The following is a 19,461-nucleotide window of genomic DNA, read 5'->3' on the forward strand; positions in this document are numbered from 1 at the left end:
TCGGTGAACAAAGCACTTAATCAATAAAAATCAAATAATTATATATTTTTACTAAAATATGCAAATTGTTACGCTGGTATCGAACAAAAACCAACACTACAATTTGCCGCCCTACGGCTTATCGGCCTGCGGCAATCCAAGAAGATAAAATCACTCATCGGAGAAATGCATTGTGGAACAGTTTGACGCTGTCATCATCGGTGCCGGTGCAGCAGGCATGTTTTGTGCAGCACAGGCAGGACAACGCGGACTGCGTGTTCTACTGCTCGATAACGGCAAGAAGGCAGGCCGGAAAATCTTGATGTCCGGCGGCGGTCGCTGCAACTTTACCAATATGTATGCAGAGCCCGCGGCCTATCTGTCTCACAATCCTCACTTTTGTAAATCGGCACTGGCGCGTTATACCCAATGGGATTTCATCAGTCTGGTCAACAGCCACCGCATCGCTTATCACGAGAAAACGCTCGGTCAGCTATTCTGCGATGATTCCGCACAGCAAATCGTGGACATGCTGGTCACCGAGTGCGAACGGGCGAACGTCACCCTCCGTCTGCGCAGTGAAGTGACCTCGGTGGAGAAATCAGACGATTTGTTCACCGTCCAGCTAAGCAACGGCACATCATTCCAGAGCGCATCGTTAGTCGTTGCCTGCGGCGGCCTGTCGATGCCCGGCCTAGGCGCGACGCCGTTCGGTTACCAGCTGGCCGCACAGTTCGGTATCAACGTGCTCCCAACTCGCGCTGCACTGGTACCCTTTACGCTGCACAAACCGCTGCTCGAACAGCTGCAAACGCTCTCCGGCGTCTCGGTGCCGACTGTCGTCACCGCAGAAAACGGCGTAACGTTCCGTGAAAACATTCTGTTTACGCACCGTGGGCTGTCTGGCCCCGCTATTTTGCAGATTTCGAGCTACTGGCAGGCTAGTGAATTCGTCACCATCAATCTGCTGCCTGACCGCGATCTTACCCAGCTCATTAATGACGAGCGCGCCGCTCACCCGAACCAAAGCCTGAAAAACACGCTGGCACAGTGGCTACCTAAACGACTGGTTGAATGCCTACAGGAGTTAGGACAACTGCCGGACGTCACGTTGAAACAGCTCAACAGCGCACAGCAAACGCAGATTGAACAGAGCCTGCAACAGTGGCGCGTGCAGCCAAACGGTACGGAAGGTTATCGCACGGCCGAAGTCACCATCGGCGGCGTTGACACCCGCGCGCTGTCCTCCAAAACCATGGAAGCCAGCGCGGTGCCGGGGCTGTATTTCATCGGTGAAGTGGTCGATGTAACCGGCTGGCTCGGCGGCTATAACTTCCAATGGGCGTGGAGCTCAGCATGGGCGTGCGCGCAGGCGCTGCCTTTTGTAAAAAGCTGATAGACATAGAATGGATGTAAGGCGAGCAAGGTAAACGGTTCAATGTACCTTGCGAGCCTCAACAGCAGTCATCCTTCCAAAGTGGGTTATGAAAGCCCTTCGCCATTCAGCCGCGAATACCGCCGTTTATTCGGCGTTCCAGCCAAGAAAGAGATTACCGCCCTGCGCGAGCAGACTTCCCCATCGGGTATGCGGTCATAACTTAAACCAATCCTCACCAAAACGTTCGCACAGACCCGCCTGATTGATGAGATAAACTCATAAAGGCTATCGATTTTCATTAATTATCTTTCATACCAACTCTGCTAAATATCACTGGGGTAGTACAAAACTTAATTTCATAAATATCCGCCCCATTATTTCTTTTCCCTCTAACGGAGTTAGTGATGAATTTTAAAACCTCTTCGATCGCTGGTGCATTTCTGTTCTCAGCCTTTGCTGTACCAACGGCTCTGGCGGCAGACGCCCAAATGACGATTTCTGAAAGTGGAAGCCGAGAGTTTATCCGCGCCCCGGACGCCAATTTCACCGGCAGAGCCTGGATTGATCCGCTATTCATCAAAGCGCAGTCGCCTCAGCGCACGACAGGCGCTTACGTATCCTTTGAGCCCGGCGCACGCGCGGCCTGGCATACCCACCCTCTAGGCCAGACGCTGGTGGTCACTTCTGGAACCGGCTGGGTTCAACAGTGGGGCGGGGAGAAAAAAGTGATCAACGCAGGTGACGTGGTTTCCTGCCCACCGGGCGTGAAGCACTGGCACGGCGCGACCGCAACAACCGGAATGGTGCATCTTGCGATTCAGGAAAGCGACGCTGAAGGGAAAAACGTTCAGTGGATGGAGAAGGTTTCCGACGAGCAGTACGGACATTAAGGAGAACGCGATGAAAAAAACATCCCTTTCACTGATCGCCGCCGCGTTTTTCCTGTCTGGTTGCGCGACACAAGGGCAGCATACTTTCCCTGCTCAACCAGACGTTAATACTGCCGTTCGCACAGCGGCACCCGCCATGAGCGCTTATACACAAAAGCTGACCGATGGCGAGCTTTGGCAGCGACAGCAGCTCTCCGCCCGCGATCGTAGTCTGGTCACTCTCGCCGCGCTTGTTACCCGCGACAATACCACCCTTCTACCTCATTACCTGAATGTGGCGCTGGATAATGGCGTGAAGCCGTCCGAAATTTCAGAGCTGCTTACGCATCTGGCGTTTTATGCTGGCTGGCCTAACGCATCCTCAGCTGCGGTGGTCACAAGCAGCGTGTTTGCCAGCCGGGGGATCCGCTCAGAGCAGCTTCCGGGTATTGACGTCACACTGCTTCAAATTGATGAAGCTGCCGAAGCCCGACGCGTCAAGCTCGCATCAGAAAGCCTGGGCAATCTGGCGCCTGGCGTGGAGAAGTACACCACTGAGGCCCTTTTCCGCGATCTGTGGCTGCGGCCGGGGCTGGCTCCACGAGACCGTAGCTTGATCACGGTCAGTTCACTCATCACTGAGGGCCAGTCAGCCCAACTGCCTTACCACCTGAACCGGGCAATGGATAGTGGGCTCACCAAAGAGCAGGCTTCTGAAACGCTTACCCAGTTGGCCTTTATTGCTGGCTGGCCGAAAGTGTTTGCCGCATTACCGGTATTTAAAGAGGTCATCACGTCCCGTAACGGAAATTGATGATCGCAAGATGCCCTGTGTAATGCACAGGGCAACATTCAGCTCGTGTGAACAGTAATCCAACCCCCGCTTATTCAGGCTACAAACTTTATTGTCGCCGAATCTCTTTCAGCAAATAACCACTATAATAATCTCTATTCAGCACTCTCCTTTGATTCACGGAGAAAAGGACGTCTCTACATAGGCCTCTGCTGCCAGACAGGAGATGTGGATGAGCACCAGACGTAGCGAACATAAAATCAACATATTGCTGTTACTGGTTGCAGGCATGCTGCCACTGCTGCTTGGATTATTGTTCACTTTTGTTGAGTCCAGATTAATGGTAAAGCGCGATTTGGAATCCACTGCGCAAATCGCAATGAATCATGCCGAGAATATTTCGACACAGGCATGGCAGATGGTAGATCGCCTCCAGCGCTTTCATGGTCAGCCCTGCGACGTCATCGGCGATGAACTGCAACGTCTTGGTTCGGTCTTTTCTTACTTCCGCGCTATCGGCGTTATCCATAATACCGACGTCTATTGCTCTTCAACATTTGGCAGCACGCTGACGCCACTCAGCCGCGTCATTCAACAGCCGCTACCAGAGACCTATTCTGAACGCTGGAGCCTGTCGATTGCCGGTTCAGACAACGTGAAAGAACGCCCGGCGCTGATCTTCGTCCAGATGCCTCCTACGGGATACGGCGCTTACGCCATGGTCGATGCGCAATATCTGATCGACCTCATGACTGCGATTAGCAAGATTCGCGGCTATCAACTTATCCTGCAAATGGATAACGGTCACCCGATTCAAACGGGCCCAACCATTACGCCCCATAGAAGCCTATTTTCTACCTCTGCGCTTGAAATCAAGTCGAGCCGCTTTCCGCTTACTCTCAATGTTACTGCCCCCGCCACCCAAGAAATCACCAACTGGAAGCAGGCATTTTTCACGTTTCTGCCACTGGCCATTATTCTCTCTCTGCTTTTCACTACGGCGATGTGGTACTGGCAAAAACGTAAGTTATTCTTCCGCGAAGAAATCCGTAAGGGCATCGCTAACGGCGAATTTTCCGTCTATTACCAGCCGATCTATGACACGGAATCACGAGCCTGTACCGGAGTAGAAACGCTACTACGCTGGCGACGTAGCGATGGGCAGTGGATTAGACCCGATATATTTATCTCTGCCGCCGAAGCAGAAAGTATGATCATTCCCATCACTCGGCATTTATTTGATCTGGTGGCATCAGATATCGCCAGTTGGCAGGTAAAACCGGGATTCCATCTGGGGCTCAACGTTGCAGCAGAGCATTTGCATCACCCGAGTTTCGTCTCAGACGTACACCGCTTCGCAGAGAAAGTCGCCGCTCATTCATTAAGCATTACGCTGGAACTGACAGAACGTAACCTCATCAGCAACGGTCCTGAAATCATACAGCGCCTGCATCAGCTGCGTGAAGATGGCTTTATGATTGCCATTGATGACTTCGGCACCGGGCATTGTTCACTTTCTTACCTGCAAAATTTTCCACTGGATTGCCTGAAAATAGATCAGGGATTCGTCGGCGCGGTTTCATCACCAGATGAAGAAGCTCCTATTCTTGATGCCATTATTGCTTTAAGCCATCGCATCAAGCTTCAATCCGTCGCGGAAGGTGTGGAAACCGAACAACAGCTCATGTATTTACAACGGCGCGGCGTCAAATATATACAGGGATTCCTTTATGCCAAGCCAATGGACAATGAATCGTTGCTGGTCTGGCTTCACTATAATGGCAATAAATCGATTGAGAGCTTTATAAATAAAAACAAAGAAGGGAAAAAGTAGTAATAACCGGCAGAAACTTGTCCACCGGTATTCAATAATCGGCAAATCAGAAACGGTAACCGACGCCAATATTAAAGCTATCTATACGCGTTTCATAAATCTTCGTGCCTTCATAGCCAATATCAATCGCCCAGTTTGCTACTGGTGTGATTTGAATACCGGCACCGTAAGCAAAGCGCGTTTCCTTCTCACTACCAGAATCAGCAAAAGCACCGTAATCGTATTTCCAATCCACTTTGCCATGACCAATGCCCGCCAGGCCATAAACACTGACGACATCATTAAAACGGTAAGATGGCCCAGCCATCAAGGAGTAGTATTTAATTTTAGTCGTATCGTTGGAGTTGAAGTCACGATCATAATAATCTTCTTTTGCTCCCAGATAAGTGAAAGAGCCGATAATACCAAGTGCAGAATCGCCCTGATAATGATATTTGGCCGTAATCCCTTTTGGATCTTTAAAGTCATCGATTTTCGCCTGAGCATAACCCAAAGACACCGTTTGTGTCGCCTGAGCAGCAGACATTCCCATGGCACAAGCAATCAAAGTGGAGAGTAGCAGTGTTGTTTTTTTCATGATCGAAACATCTTCCATATTTGAATAAAAAGACGGTTTCAACAGAGCGAATATATAAGTATCGCGAATGTTGCCCGCACATAAACTTACATTTAAATACAGAGAGGTAAAGTCAGTATTATTTTTAAACAACTGAGATTTATTTCAAAAAAAACCATTAAAAAACAAAAATATAGATATTATTATTGATAATTAACGCGCGATTTTTCACGATATTTTTGGGAAGATTCCGAACTGAATATAAAGGGAATGAGGAAATTTTCGACGCCAAAGAATATTGAAATAAACCCTAGGTTTATAAAGGTTTCTTACAATCGGCTATTTTTTAAACGAAACGTTTTTTAAGTGAGACTATTTTTTAAACAGATAGTGTTTTTTTAAACACATAGTGTGAGCAGACGATAATTAAAACAGGAGAAAAGCTGAGAATGATTCACTGAAGGAGGGTGGTGGTCGGCGAGAGAGGATTCGAACCTCCGACCCACTGGTCCCAAACCAGTTGCGCTACCAAGCTGCGCTACTCGCCGAATGCGGGCGCATATTACTGCTACCTTATTAGAGCGTCAATACCTTTTTAGCAAAAGGATTTCAGCTGCCGTTAAAGTGTCCATCTCTTGTATTTACAGCCTGAAACCGACGTCCTTGTCCGTGATTCATGTCAATTAGCTGGTTTCTGGCACCAGTTATTTTTAGGGTTAATACCGCCGTCAGGCGATGTGTATCCCACACATCCAAGAATTGTATCAAACAGCTCTTCATGGCGATGTGTTTTGCCAACGCGCTGCTGAGCTTTCAACTGCTCGAACGCATGCTGATTATCGGCGTCAGCCAGAAACTTATCCGATGTCCAAACCATCATCGGTGAACGGAACTGTTCAGGCGGTGCCATCTGACGCGGCGTGCCGTGCAGATGATAGTTATCATCGATAGATTCACCGTGATCGGAGGCATAAAACACAATCGCTTTCTTATCCCGCACCTGGTCGATCACGCTATCAATAAAGCTATCGGTATAGAGCACGCTATTATCGAAAGCATTAATCAACTGCTCACGCGTACAGGAGGCATCAACACCCATACATTCTGGCTGATAGCGCGCATAGCTGCGGGGATATCGCATGGAATACAGGTAGTGAGAACCTTTGGTATGCAGCACAATCAAGTGTTTACCTTTGGGGTAGCGTGCCAGCGATTCCTTAACTTCATCGACCAGCAACATATCCTGCACCGACTTGCCGTCATTGTGTTTCTCTGACGCAATCATTTCACGGAAAGAATAGTTGTTTGCCTCGATGCTATTGTAAAACCATACCTCACTTTGCATAGCAAACAGCTCAGAGGTAAAGCCCAGCTCTTTCAGTACGGAAAAGATATTCCGTTCTTTCAGCGTTCGCTGCGGGTTGTCTTCCGTACCGCCTTCTCGCACAAACATACAGCGCATGGAAAGCTTGGTTGAGGTATCACACGACTGACCACGGAATGCGACCAGGTTTTTTTCTTTTGATAGCTTCGGCGTCGTGTCTCGCTCGTAGCCTAACAGCCCCATATGATCCCAGCGGGTTGTTTCGCCGATAATGAAAACCACGTAGGTATCGTCAATGCCTTTCGGCGGGACATAGGTAAAATGCTGAGCTGGATCGAAAAGATTGGAGGAATCCTGGTTCTCGTCATACTTGGTATATGCAAATAATCCTAATGCAGACAACCAGTTAGAAGGCAGATACGAGTGCGCCACTACCCCCCCATAGCTGGGCAAATCCACATTGGATTCTCGCTCGGACACTGACTGAACGTTGTCCATATAGCGAAGCGGCATCCAAACCAGTGCAACGACAGCGACAAGAACCAGAAGAGGAATCAAACGCTTTCCCGGTGATTTAAGCTGTTCGATCAGCGTATGACGCAGCGAATTTTTCCAGATCAAAAATAGTGGCAGCGCACTCACCACCAGCATCCACAGGAAAAAACGAAAACCAATAACTTCTTTAGAAAGATCAATATCCGTAGTCATGACCGCCGCAATAATGCCATAGCCAATTACGACATTAAAAAACGTCATGTAATAGCTGGCGGCAACGGAAATCAGCACCAAGAGAGAAGCGACTATCCGATAAAAACGACGTCCCCCGAGTGAAATAATCCTCATCAGGAAAAAGGTAAATAAGATACTCGCGGTCAATTCGACAAGAGCGGGAATAAACGTTGGAACCTGGCTACCAGCAGAGAGTGAAAAATAATCAAACCGGCGATAATACACTGAGATATTGAGAAAAAGACCAATATAGACTGCCAGGACAAACGATAATCTGGGTTGCGAAAAAGATGCTACAAACTTCATTATGACAAGTGCTCCAACAAACCTTTCTTATTATCTGAAGATATACGACAACATCCGTATGCCTGAGTTCAATGGAAATAATCAGGCTATCAGGCATTTCTATATCGCAAAACAGCAAATAGGCTTAGAACTTTAATTCGTAAATTTTACTTATGATTAAGTAGAGAGAACAGAAAAAAATTGTCCTTTTATGTGAATGAATCCACGAAAAAATAAAAGATGCGATCCCAATCGATTCTGAAAAATCATCACCGCTTATCGATGTATGCCTTCACGATCTAATCGGGTCATTAATTCCACCACGATAGGATGCTTCAGGAACGCCATAATCTCTTCTGCACGTCGTTCTCCAATGCCGGAGAACTGTCGCCACTGTTGCGCCGTCCACTGCTGTAACGCCAGCCAATCCACATCATCCAATGCGCTAATGGCGGAGCGAGGAACGGGAATACCCAGCGCAAGCAGCCAGCGGGATAACGGCATCTGCCGTGCCGACTGTAAGCTATCATAGATATCTCGCGCCCGCTTATCGCCCATGCCATTGACCGCATTAAGCTGCGCCTCCGTCAGAGATAGCCATGACAGCATATCCTCCAGTAAATCATGTTGTATCAGGCGCAACCACATCCCTTCACGCACTCCCGCCAGATTTAATCCATGCTCTCCACTCAACCAGACTAAGCGCGCCAGAAATTGCTGCTGGCAAACCGCGCTATACCGAAAACAGCTAAAAGCATGGAAATCATGTTCACTGGGAAAAACGATGGCTGGCCGCTCAGTGCCACGCCATACCACATTATCCAGACGTGGAATCCCCTGCCCCGCCAGGCTGACACTCACCCGATCGCCAGGCAACACGTCCCACTGTTTCCAACGAGACAGCGAGCCCACATTCACCCGGCTGACCGATTTGTCATCCAATTTAAGAGGATGGAGTTTTAACACCACGGCGATCTTACCCGTCCGTCCGACAGAAAACGCCACATCAGCCACTTCCGCAACCTGATTAACAGGCGGGTATTTCCATGCGATCGCCCAGTCGGCTGATGTATTACGCCAATAGCGCCCCTGCGGCTCTTTAGTCTGGCGGACAACCACACCATCCGTCACAAAAGGCAGTGGGTTGTGGTACCAGTGATGACGCCATTTCTCCGCGTCAGCGAATGACCCAATAGCATGGGTATAGTCCGCCGTCATCGCAAACCCCATTTCCTTCAATTTCTCCAGACGCTCGGGCATCGTCTTTGGTCCATCCGGCCATTCCCAGACAAACAGACCAATTTGCGACAACACAGAAGATGGCTGATGACGACGCATTTCACCGGCCACGACCGAACGGGCATTAACGCCGCCCTGAGTACGCTGCCGATGATCGGTCATCTTCAGGAAAAGTTCCCCTTGTAATACCAATGAGGAAGACGCATCGGTTAATAGATGAGGAATTCCCGGAATCTGGCGGGCTTTTTCCGTCCAGTCTTCACCTTGCAGACCGTTACCCCGGCTAACCGCGGACACGAGCTTGCCGTGCTGATAGACGAGCGTGACGGCTACACCATCGACTTTTGGTTGAATCCATAAATCCTCACGCTGTGCGATCCATTGCACCAGTTGCCGACGATCGGACAATTTTTTCAGTCCCGTATGGGCAACAGGATGAAGCTGCTTGCCATTATCGGGTAACCGTACGGGAATCGAGTTTTGGGGCTGAAAACAGCCTAACCACTGGTTTAACTGGTCCCGCAGCTGATCATAAACGTCATCTTCTATCGGGCTTTTCCCTTCGGTGTAATACACGTCATCCCACTGTTCTAACTGCTGACGCAATGCATCAATTTCTTTGCCAGCCCGTGTGTTATCCCAATCAGGGCACACCGCGGCCACAGTTGGGAAACTGCTGATACCCCCAACGACGATGATGATCAAAAATGTGCGGATCCTGAGCCACATAAAACCTCCTGCCATCCATTAGCGAATGGCCGCAGTACATAGCAACGGAGAGAAAAATACGAGGTGGAAAAAGGAGAAATGCCAAACGCGCCGCAAGATGATTCATCGTTTGCAGCAGCAATAAAAAAGACGGGAACACGCTTCGCAATCTAAAAAAGACACGTTGGCAAAAAGTTTTCCCGATGGCATAACGAAAAAACAGTCACCGGAGAATTTATCGCAGCGCGACTGATGACATATAGGCGTGTATAATGCGGGGAAATGCGCATTTTTCTGCTGCATATCACCATTCACCATCGTAACCGTTAATAAAACTTCATTATGGCTCAAGGCACGTTATATATCGTTTCTGCTCCCAGTGGAGCTGGGAAATCCAGCCTGATTCAGGCGTTATTAAAAACTCAGCCGCTTTACGACACTCAGGTATCGATTTCGCATACCACGCGAGCTAAACGACCGGGAGAAAACCACGGCGAACACTATTTCTTCGTCGAAGTCGATGAATTCAAGCGTATGATTCAGAACAGTGAATTTCTGGAACACGCTGAGGTCTTCGGTAATTACTACGGTACATCTCGGCCAGCAATTGAGCAGGTATTAGCGACTGGCGTTGATGTTTTTCTGGATATCGACTGGCAAGGTGCCAAGCAAATCCGCGCCCAAATGCCGCACGCGCGCAGTATTTTCATCCTGCCGCCGTCAAAAGAAGAACTGGCTCGCCGCCTGCGTGGCCGTGGACAGGACAGCGATGAAGTCATTGCCCGTCGTATGTCTCAGGCTGTGGCTGAAATGACGCACTACGGCGAGTATGATTACCTGATTGTGAATGATGATTTTGATCTGGCGCTGCTCGATCTAAAAACCATTATTCGCGCCGAACGTCTGCGTTTGAGCAGACAAAAGGTTCGGCATGATGCATTAATCACCAAACTATTGGCAGACTGACGCCTCTTTCAGTATGATGCCCAGTCATTTTATTTCCTGTGGAGTAGCACATTATGGCACGCGTAACTGTTCAAGACGCTGTAGAGAAAATTGGTAACCGTTTTGATCTGGTGTTGGTGGCTGCTCGTCGCGCCCGTCAAATCCAGACTGGCGGCAAAGATCCGCTGGTTCCTGAAGAAAACGATAAGTACACCGTGATCGCACTGCGTGAAATCGAAGAAGGTCTGATCAACAACCAGATTCTGGATGTTCGTGACCGTCAGGAACAGCAAGAGCAGGAAGCCGCAGAGATTCAGGCGGTCACCGCGATTGCTGAAGGCCGTCGTTAATCACACCACGAGTCGCCCTTGTACATTTTCGAAAGCCTTAATCTGCTGATTCAACGTTATCTGCCAGAAGATCAGATCAAACGTTTACAGCAGGCTTACTTAGTTGCACGTGATGCTCACGAGGGGCAGACTCGCTCCAGCGGTGAACCCTATATCACGCACCCCGTTGCCGTCGCCTGTATTTTGGCGGAGATGCGTCTCGATTACGAAACGCTGATGGCAGCACTGCTGCATGATGTCATAGAAGACACCCCCGCCACCTATCAGGACATGGAACAGCTTTTCGGTAAAAGCGTTGCTGAACTGGTAGAGGGCGTGTCCAAGCTGGACAAGCTGAAGTTCCGCGATAAGAAAGAAGCGCAGGCTGAAAACTTTCGCAAAATGATCATGGCGATGGTGCAAGATATTCGCGTCATCCTGATCAAACTCGCAGACCGTACCCATAACATGCGCACGCTGGGCTCATTGCGCCCGGACAAGCGCCGCCGCATTGCCCGCGAAACGCTGGAAATATACAGCCCGCTGGCACACCGATTGGGTATACATCACCTCAAAACCGAGCTGGAAGAGCTGGGTTTTGAGGCGCTGTATCCGAACCGTTATCGCGTCATTAAAGAGGTCGTCAAGGCCGCACGCGGTAACCGCAAGGAAATGATTCAGAAAATCCTGTCGGAAATCGAAGGACGTTTGACTGAAGCCGGGATTGCCTGCCGCGTGAGCGGTCGCGAAAAACACCTGTACTCCATCTACTGCAAAATGCACCTGAAAGAGCAGCGTTTTCATTCCATCATGGATATTTACGCGTTTCGGGTCATCGTGAAAGAACAGGACACCTGTTATCGCGTGCTCGGCCAGGTTCACAGCCTGTATAAACCCCGCCCAGGTCGGGTAAAAGACTATATTGCCATTCCCAAAGCCAACGGCTATCAATCACTGCATACTTCTCTAATTGGCCCGCACGGCGTGCCAGTCGAAGTGCAGATTCGCACCGATGATATGGATCAAATGGCAGAAATGGGTGTCGCCGCGCACTGGGCCTATAAAGAAGGTGAAAGCAGCACTACCGCACAGGTACGCGCCCAACGCTGGATGCAAAGCCTGCTAGAACTCCAGCAAAGTGCCGGTAGCTCGTTTGAATTTATCGAAAGCGTTAAGTCCGATCTCTTCCCTGACGAGATGTACGTCTTTACGCCAGAAGGCCGTATTGTGGAACTCCCCGCAGGCGCGACGCCCGTCGACTTCGCTTACGCAGTACACACCGATATTGGCCACGCCTGCGTCGGCGCACGCGTCGACCGCCAGCCTTACCCGCTGTCACAGTCGCTCACCAGCGGTCAAACCGTTGAAATCATTACCGCACCTGGCGCCAGACCGAATGCCGCGTGGCTTAACTTTGTGGTTAGCTCCAGAGCGCGCTCCAAAATTCGCCAGATGCTGAAAAACCTCAAGCGTGATGATTCCGTGAGTCTCGGCCGCCGTTTGCTGAACCATGCATTAGGCAATGGCCGCAAACTCTCCGACATCCCTGAAAAGTCGGTTCAGCTTGAGCTTGAGCGCATGAAGCTCGCCACGCTGGACGATCTGATGGCGGAAATTGGTATGGGTAATGCCATGAGCGTCGTTGTAGCGAAAAATCTGCTGAACGAACAATCTGAACTGGGCACAACCGGGCTGCGAAAGTTGCCGATCAAGGGCGCAGATGGCGTCATGATCTCATTTGCCAAATGCTGCCGCCCTATCCCTGGCGACCCGATTATTGCCCACGTCAGCCCCGGTAAAGGGCTGGTTATTCACCATGAATCCTGCCGTAACATTCGCGGCTATCAGAAAGAACCTGAAAAATTCATGGCGGTAGAGTGGGATAAGGTGACGGAACAAGAGTTCATCGCCGAAATAAAAGTGGATATGTTCAACCATCAGGGCGCACTGGCGAATCTGACGGCCGCGATCAACGCTGCAAACTCCAATATTCAGAGCATCAACACGGAAGAGAGAGACGGCCGCGTATACAGCGTCTTCATCCGCCTCACTACCCTCGATCGCGTTCATCTGGCCAATATTATGCGTAAAATTCGCGTAATGCCGGATGTCATCAAAGTTAACCGTAACCGAAATTAATCGTCATGACTCCTCAACGTTATGCACGCATAAAAGAAATGCTCAACTGCCGTCAGCCCGATCTGACGATTTGCATGGAGCAGGTGCATAAGCCTCATAACGTTTCTGCGGTTATCCGTACGGCGGATGCCGTCGGAGTGCATGAAGTCCATGCGATTTGGCCCACCAGCCGGATGAAAACGCTGGTCTCCTCCGCCGCAGGCAGCAATAGCTGGGTGCAGGTTAAAACCCATCGCAACATAGGTGATGCGGTTGGCCACCTGAAGGCCGAAGGCATGCAGGTTCTGGCGACCAATTTGTCTGAGCACGCGGTCGATTTTCGGGAAATTGATTACACCCGCCCGACCTGTATTCTGCTCGGACAAGAAAAAACCGGTATTACAGCCGAAGCGCTCAAACTGGCCGATCGGGATATCATCATTCCGATGACTGGCATGGTGCAGTCGCTGAATGTGTCTGTAGCCTCGGCGTTGATCCTGTATGAAGCCCAGCGCCAGCGCCAAATCGCCGGTATGTACCAGCGTGAAGACAGCCCGCTTGATGAAGAAGAGCAGCAGCGCCTGCTTTTTGAAGGGGGCTACCCGGTACTGGCGCGCGTCGCAAAACGTAAAGGGCTGCCTCGCCCTTATATTGACCATCAGGGTCAGATTGTAGCGGATACCCCGTGGTGGGCCGCGATGCAATCGTCGGAGTGCTGATGAAAGGCCGCCTGCTGAACACCCAACCGCTGAGTACACTTACTGGCGTGGGTGCAAGTCAGGCAGCGAAGCTCGCACGACTTGGGCTGGAAACCGTGCAGGACCTTCTGCTGCACTTACCTCTGCGCTACGAAGACCGCACGCATCTTTACCCGATTGGCGACCTCCTCCCCGGTATGTATGCCACCGTGGAAGGTGAAATCCTACGCAATGACATCACCTTTGGCAGCCGTCGCATGTTGACCTGCCAAATCAGCGATGGCAGCGGCATGCTGACCATGCGCTTCTTCAATTTCAGCGCCGCGATGAAAAACAGCCTCGCACCGGGACAGCGCGTTACCGCTTATGGCGAAATCAAGCGTGGCAAAATCGGTGCGGAAATCATCCATCCTGAATATCGTGTTCAGGGGGATAGTACGCAGGTCGAGTTACAAGAATCGCTCACGCCGGTTTACCCCTCCACAGAGGGCGTTCGTCAGGCCACGCTCCGCAAACTCACCGATCAGGCGCTGGCGTTGCTCGATGCAAACCACATCGATGAGCTGCTGCCTGAATCCCTGAGCCGATCGCTCATTAGCTTGCAGGACGCATTGCGCACGTTACATCGTCCCCCGCCGGATATGCAGCTCAGCGAGCTTGAGCACGGGAAACACCCGGCGCAACAGCGGCTGATTATGGAAGAACTGCTGGCGCATAACCTGAGTATGCTCGCCGTGCGGGCAGGGGAGCAGCGGCATAAAGCCTCGCCGCTACAGGCTCAAGATGGCTTGAAGCAAAGGCTGCTCGATGCCCTGCCGTTCAAACCCACACAGGCGCAAGAACGTGTCGTAACCGAAATTGAAACGGATATGGCGAAAGACTTCCCGATGATGCGTCTGGTGCAGGGCGATGTCGGTTCAGGAAAAACGCTGGTCGCTGCGCTGGCAGCATTACGTGCCATTGCCAACGGCAAACAGGTTGCGTTGATGGCGCCAACAGAGCTATTGGCCGAACAGCACGCCCATAATTTCCGTCAGTGGTTTGAACCGCTAGGGCTTGAAGTGGGCTGGCTAGCTGGCAAACAAAAAGGGAAAGCGCGTCAGGCGCAGCAGGATGCCATCGCCAACGGTCAGGTTTCCATGGTTGTCGGGACGCACGCTATTTTTCAGCAGCAGGTGAAATTCAACGGGCTGGCATTGGTCATCATTGACGAACAGCACCGCTTTGGCGTGCATCAACGCCTTGCGCTGTGGGAAAAAGGCGAAGAACAGGGCTTTCATGCCCATCAATTGATTATGACCGCGACACCGATTCCCCGTACGCTGGCGATGACGGCCTATGCCGATCTGGATACGTCCGTCATTGATGAACTGCCGCCGGGCAGAACGCCAGTCACTACGGTCGCGATACCGGATTCACGCCGCAGCGACATTATCGAGCGCGTGAGCAATGCTTGCCAGCAGGAAGGACGGCAGGCCTATTGGGTGTGTACGCTGATCGAAGAATCCGACCTTCTGGAAGCACAAGCAGCAGAAGCCACCAGCGAAGAACTGAAGGCAGCCCTGCCGAATCTCAAGGTCGGATTGGTCCACGGTCGCATGAAAGCACAGGAAAAGCAGGCAGTAATGCAGGCCTTCAAACAGGGCGAGCTGCAACTGCTGGTGGCGACTACCGTCATCGAGGTGGGTGTAGATGTACCCAATGCCAGCCTGATGATCATTGAAAACCCGGAGCGTCTGGGTCTGGCGCAGCTGCACCAGTTACGCGGGCGTGTAGGTCGCGGTGCGGTGGCATCTCACTGTGTGCTGCTCTACAAAACGCCAATGAGCAAGACCGCACAAAAACGGCTTCAGGTTCTACGCGACAGCAACGATGGCTTTGTTATCGCGCAGCGCGATCTAGAAATTCGCGGGCCGGGTGAATTATTAGGTACGCGCCAGACGGGCAACGCCGAGTTTAAAGTCGCCGACCTCCTGCGCGATCAGGATCTGATTCCACAGGTGCAGCGCGTTGCTCGCCACCTGCACGAACACTATCCCGAGCATGCCATTGCGCTAATCGAACGCTGGCTACCAGAGCGCGCACGGTACACCAACGCCTAATCACAGCAGCGCATTCTTCATTTTTCTTAAAAGTATCCCTTTAAATAATAAGGCATTGCATGTCAGACAAAATTCATATCGAAAAGATGAGTTAGCAAACGTTTGCTTTCAGCAAAGAGATCATTAAAATGCGCTCTTTGTCGTTTCAGGAACGCCAACTTACATCATGACTACCACCACGGAAACGTCCCAAACAGAAGCTGTTGCCGCACCTCAGCGCAGTGAACTCATCTATCATCTTGAAGACAGACCGCCGCTGCCGCAAACGCTGTTCGCCGCCAGCCAGCACCTGCTTGCCATGTTTGTTGCGGTGATTACCCCCGCGCTACTGATCTGCCAGGCATTAGGTTTACCCGCGGAGGATACGCAGCGCATCATCAGCATGTCGCTTTTCGCTTCCGGTCTGGCCTCTATTCTACAAATTAAAACCTGGGGTCCTGTCGGTTCTGGCCTGCTGTCTATTCAGGGCACAAGCTTTAACTTCGTGACGCCGCTGATTATGGGTGGACTGGCGCTGAAAAACGGCGGAGCAGATGTTCCCACGATGATGGCAGCACTGTTCGGTACGCTGATGGTCGCTTCCTTCACCGAAATCATTCTTTCACGCTTCCTGCATTTAACCCGCCGCATCATTACCCCGCTGGTTTCCGGCATTGTGGTGATGATCATTGGGCTGTCACTGATTCAGGTCGGCCTGACCTCCATCGGCGGCGGCTATGCCGCAATGGGTAATAACACCTTCGGCGCGCCCAAGAACTTACTATTAGCGGGTGCAGTGCTGCTGGTTATTATTCTGCTTAACCGCCAACGTAACCCTTACCTGCGCGTCGCCTCGCTGGTGATTGCCATGGCGGTGGGTTACCTGGGTGCCTGGTTGATGGGAATGCTGCCGGAAAGCGCCCCAGCTCAAAATGACACGATTATTATGGTGCCTACGCCGCTGCATTACGGTCTAGGCTTTGACTGGAACCTGTTGATTCCGCTGATGCTGGTCTTCATGGTGACATCGTTAGAAACCATCGGTGACATCACCGCAACCTCCGACGTTTCTGAGCAGCCAGTCAGAGGCCCGCTGTACATGAAACGCTTAAAAGGCGGCGTGCTGGCAAACGGCTTGAACTCTTGCCTTTCTGCCGTATTCAATACTTTCCCTAACTCTTGCTTCGGCCAGAATAACGGCGTCATCCAGCTTACCGGTGTTGCCAGCCGCTATGTAGGCTTCGTGGTTTCACTGATGCTGATCGCGCTGGGGCTGTTCCCTGCCGTTAGTGGATTTGTGCAGCATATTCCAGAACCAGTTCTGGGCGGTGCCACTATCGTGATGTTTGGTACGATCGCCGCTTCTGGTGTGCGCATTGTGTCCCGTGAGCCGCTGAATCGTCGTGCGATCATGATTATTGCGCTGTCGCTGGCTGTTGGTCTTGGCGTATCGCAGCAGCCGCTGATTCTGCAATTCGCGCCGGATTGGATTAAAACATTACTGTCTTCCGGTATCGCCGCTGGCGGGATTACCGCAATCGTGCTGAATATCGTCTTCCCACACGAAGAAAAATAGCGCCAGCCCGCAATAATTTCAGTTCAGTTCATGTAAAAGCGAGCGGTGATGCAACACCGCTCGCTTTTTACTGTCTGTAACAGCATTACCTATTGAGCCTTCAGGGAAATTGCGGCATAAGAACAGTTCTCCCTGACGATTGGCATGGACTGACACGATGAAATTTATCGGGAAATTATTGCTGACCCTACTGCTGCTGGCCTTTTTAGCGCTGGTGGTCGTATATGTATTACTGCAAACCAGTTGGGCAGCAGGCTGGGTAAGTAATTGGGTAAACCAGAATACCGACTACCAGTTGTCACTGGGCAAAATTAATCATGACTGGTCAACAGCCGATCATATCCAACTCACCGATGTCAGTTTTGGCCAGAAGAATCAGCCGCCGACACTCACTGCAAAGCAGATTTCAGCCGGGTTTAGCGCCCGTCAAATTACCGAACCGCGCCATTTCGCCAGCCTCGAACTGGAAGGCGGTACGCTAAACCTTTCCTCACAGGCCGCCACACTCCCTATCGAAGCCGATGTGCTACAGCTGCGTACCATGGCGCTGCAGGCAAAGGACGGCGATTGGCGTCTGAATGGTCAACAGATCAACGGCGGAATGATGCCGTGGCAGCCCGAAGCCGGCTATCTGCTGGGTAAACAGGGACAGTTCCAGCTCAGCGCACGTTCACTCGAACTCAACGATATTCCCGCCAGTCAGGTATTGGTTCAGGGCGAAATCAACCATAACCAGCTGATTCTGAGCAATTTCGGCGCGGACGTCGCTCAAGGGCAGCTAACAGGCAATGCCAGCCGCGCAGAAGACGGCAGCTGGCAGATCGGTAGCCTGCGACTCAGTAATGTCCGTTTGCAAACGCAGAGAACGCCGGAGGCCTTCTGGCAGCCCGTTACCGAACTGCCTTCTGTTACCGTTGACCGCTTTGATCTGATTGATGCCCGTATTGAAGGGCCGGGATGGGCGTTTATTGACCTCGATGTTGCGCTGCAAAATGTCACGTTCAAGCAGAATGACTGGCAGAGCGAAGGGGGAACGCTGTCATTCAATGCGACCGACATTGTGAACGGCAACATGCACCTTATCGACCCTATCGTGAATCTGGATTTGTCACCGGCAGGCATTAACATCAAGCAGTTCTCTACGCGCTGGGAAGGCGGTTTACTGCGAACAAACGGCAGTTGGCAGCGCAGTAACCACCGTTTACAGCTGAATGAATTTGTTGTCGCAGGGATGGAATACACGCTCCCCGGCGACTGGCGTCAGCGGTGGCAAGCGACATTGCCATCATGGCTGGCAGAAGTGAATGTGCGAAAATTCACGGCGAACCGCAACCTGATAATCGATATCAACCCAGACTTCCCCTTCCAGCTAACCGCATTGGATGGCTACGGCAGCGATTTGCTGCTGGCTCGCAACCACCAGTGGGGAATGTGGACAGGATCGTTGAATCTTAATGCCAGCGACGCGACGTTTAATAAAGTCGATGTCCGCCGTCCTTCAATGGCACTGGTAGCCGACGATAATCAGATCGCCATTAACGAACTCAGCGCGTTTACGCAAAATGGCATGCTGGATGCCAAGGCAACGATCAACCAGCAACCTACTCGCAATTTCTCCCTGTCACTGACAGGACGCGCCGTACCGCTGGATGTTCTGACGCGTTGGGGATGGCCAGAACCCGCAACCGCACCGACAGGTAACACGAATCTGCAATTGCAGTTGAATGGGCGACTTGCCGCCGATACGCCACTGAAGCCGACACTAAACGGCACGCTTCAAGGTGTAGATAGCAATGATCATCCCATCAGACAGCAAATGCATCAGGGAACCGTGACAGAAACGCCGTAATTATTACGTTTTCAAAACACGGGCGGGCAAAACAACTGCAGCATCATGGTTTGCTGAAACGACAGGGTAAGCTCTCATGTTGGTCAGTGAAGTATAGTTTTAGGGGGAAACACGGTGATGAGGCTCCCGCAGGGATGCCCCGCACCGTGGTAGCCCCCGGTATCTCGATCT

15 protein-coding genes and 1 tRNA gene are annotated in these 19,461 nt (G+C 51.3%); 12 read left to right on the plus strand and 4 right to left on the minus strand.

All coding sequences use genetic code 11. The features are described from left to right. The first annotated feature begins 172 nt into the window (after positions 1-172). From BJJ97_RS04755 to BJJ97_RS04775, 5 genes are all read left to right on the plus strand, one after another. On the plus strand, positions 173-1,375 hold the full coding sequence (locus tag BJJ97_RS04755; RefSeq protein ID WP_095993233.1) for a BaiN/RdsA family NAD(P)/FAD-dependent oxidoreductase: 1,203 nt from the start codon (positions 173-175) through the stop codon (positions 1,373-1,375). Positions 1,376-1,417: 42 nt separating this feature from the next. Further along, complete coding sequence (locus BJJ97_RS04760; protein WP_217451281.1) at positions 1,418-1,576, plus strand: hypothetical protein; 159 nt, start codon at positions 1,418-1,420, stop codon at positions 1,574-1,576. A 185-nt stretch (positions 1,577-1,761) separates the two neighbouring features. Next, positions 1,762-2,247: a (R)-mandelonitrile lyase gene (locus BJJ97_RS04765; protein WP_227003564.1), complete on the plus strand. Its 486-nt coding sequence runs from the start codon at positions 1,762-1,764 to the stop codon at positions 2,245-2,247. A gap of 10 nt (positions 2,248-2,257) precedes the next feature. Further along, positions 2,258-3,040, plus strand: coding sequence for a carboxymuconolactone decarboxylase family protein (locus tag BJJ97_RS04770; protein WP_095993234.1), 783 nt, complete (start codon positions 2,258-2,260; stop codon positions 3,038-3,040). 211 nt (positions 3,041-3,251) lie between these two features. Further along, complete coding sequence (locus BJJ97_RS04775; RefSeq protein ID WP_095993235.1) at positions 3,252-4,853, plus strand: EAL domain-containing protein; 1,602 nt, start codon at positions 3,252-3,254, stop codon at positions 4,851-4,853. A gap of 46 nt (positions 4,854-4,899) precedes the next feature. On the opposite strand, the gene BJJ97_RS04780 is transcribed toward BJJ97_RS04775, so the two are convergent. From BJJ97_RS04780 to ligB, 4 genes are all read right to left on the minus strand, one after another. Further along, positions 4,900-5,430, minus strand: a complete 531-nt coding sequence (locus BJJ97_RS04780; RefSeq protein WP_039487475.1) for an Ail/Lom family outer membrane beta-barrel protein — start codon at positions 5,428-5,430, stop codon at positions 4,900-4,902. A gap of 450 nt (positions 5,431-5,880) precedes the next feature. After that, a tRNA-Pro gene (locus tag BJJ97_RS04785) sits at positions 5,881-5,957 on the minus strand. Between the two features lie 131 nt (positions 5,958-6,088). Continuing rightward, complete coding sequence (eptB, locus tag BJJ97_RS04790; RefSeq protein WP_095993236.1) at positions 6,089-7,768, minus strand: kdo(2)-lipid A phosphoethanolamine 7''-transferase; 1,680 nt, start codon at positions 7,766-7,768, stop codon at positions 6,089-6,091. A gap of 255 nt (positions 7,769-8,023) precedes the next feature. Then, the gene (ligB, locus tag BJJ97_RS04795; RefSeq protein WP_095993237.1) at positions 8,024-9,715 is read right to left on the minus strand and encodes an NAD-dependent DNA ligase LigB; all 1,692 of its coding nucleotides are present in this window, start codon (positions 9,713-9,715) and stop codon (positions 8,024-8,026) included. 321 nt (positions 9,716-10,036) lie between these two features. Between ligB and gmk the strand changes: the two genes are divergently transcribed. The 7 genes from gmk to BJJ97_RS04830 all read left to right on the plus strand — a co-directional run bounded on the left by gmk (position 10,037) and on the right by BJJ97_RS04830 (position 19,290). Further along, positions 10,037-10,660 carry a guanylate kinase gene (gmk, locus tag BJJ97_RS04800; protein ID WP_095701105.1) on the plus strand — a complete coding sequence of 208 codons (624 nt, stop codon included), beginning with the start codon at positions 10,037-10,039 and terminating at the stop codon, positions 10,658-10,660. 53 nt (positions 10,661-10,713) lie between these two features. Continuing rightward, complete coding sequence (gene rpoZ / locus BJJ97_RS04805; RefSeq protein ID WP_005968230.1) at positions 10,714-10,989, plus strand: DNA-directed RNA polymerase subunit omega; 276 nt, start codon at positions 10,714-10,716, stop codon at positions 10,987-10,989. An 18-nt stretch (positions 10,990-11,007) separates the two neighbouring features. Continuing rightward, the gene (gene spoT / locus BJJ97_RS04810; RefSeq protein ID WP_095993238.1) at positions 11,008-13,107 is read left to right on the plus strand and encodes a bifunctional GTP diphosphokinase/guanosine-3',5'-bis pyrophosphate 3'-pyrophosphohydrolase; all 2,100 of its coding nucleotides are present in this window, start codon (positions 11,008-11,010) and stop codon (positions 13,105-13,107) included. 5 nt (positions 13,108-13,112) lie between these two features. Beyond that, positions 13,113-13,805: a tRNA (guanosine(18)-2'-O)-methyltransferase TrmH gene (trmH, locus tag BJJ97_RS04815; protein ID WP_095993239.1), complete on the plus strand. Its 693-nt coding sequence runs from the start codon at positions 13,113-13,115 to the stop codon at positions 13,803-13,805. Further along, positions 13,805-15,886 (plus strand): ATP-dependent DNA helicase RecG, encoded by a 2,082-nt coding sequence (recG, locus tag BJJ97_RS04820; RefSeq protein ID WP_095993240.1) that lies wholly within the window; start codon positions 13,805-13,807, stop codon positions 15,884-15,886. The genes trmH and recG overlap by 1 nt, the downstream gene beginning before the upstream one ends. Positions 15,887-16,052: 166 nt before the next feature. Then, the gene (locus tag BJJ97_RS04825; RefSeq protein ID WP_095993241.1) at positions 16,053-17,441 is read left to right on the plus strand and encodes a nucleobase:cation symporter-2 family protein; all 1,389 of its coding nucleotides are present in this window, start codon (positions 16,053-16,055) and stop codon (positions 17,439-17,441) included. A gap of 157 nt (positions 17,442-17,598) precedes the next feature. Next, positions 17,599-19,290 carry an AsmA family protein gene (locus tag BJJ97_RS04830; RefSeq protein WP_095993242.1) on the plus strand — a complete coding sequence of 564 codons (1,692 nt, stop codon included), beginning with the start codon at positions 17,599-17,601 and terminating at the stop codon, positions 19,288-19,290. The last annotated feature ends 171 nt before the right edge of the window (positions 19,291-19,461 follow it).

Origin of the sequence: Pectobacterium polaris, from assembly GCF_002307355.1 — a bacterium.
Taxonomy (GTDB): domain Bacteria; phylum Pseudomonadota; class Gammaproteobacteria; order Enterobacterales; family Enterobacteriaceae; genus Pectobacterium; species Pectobacterium polare.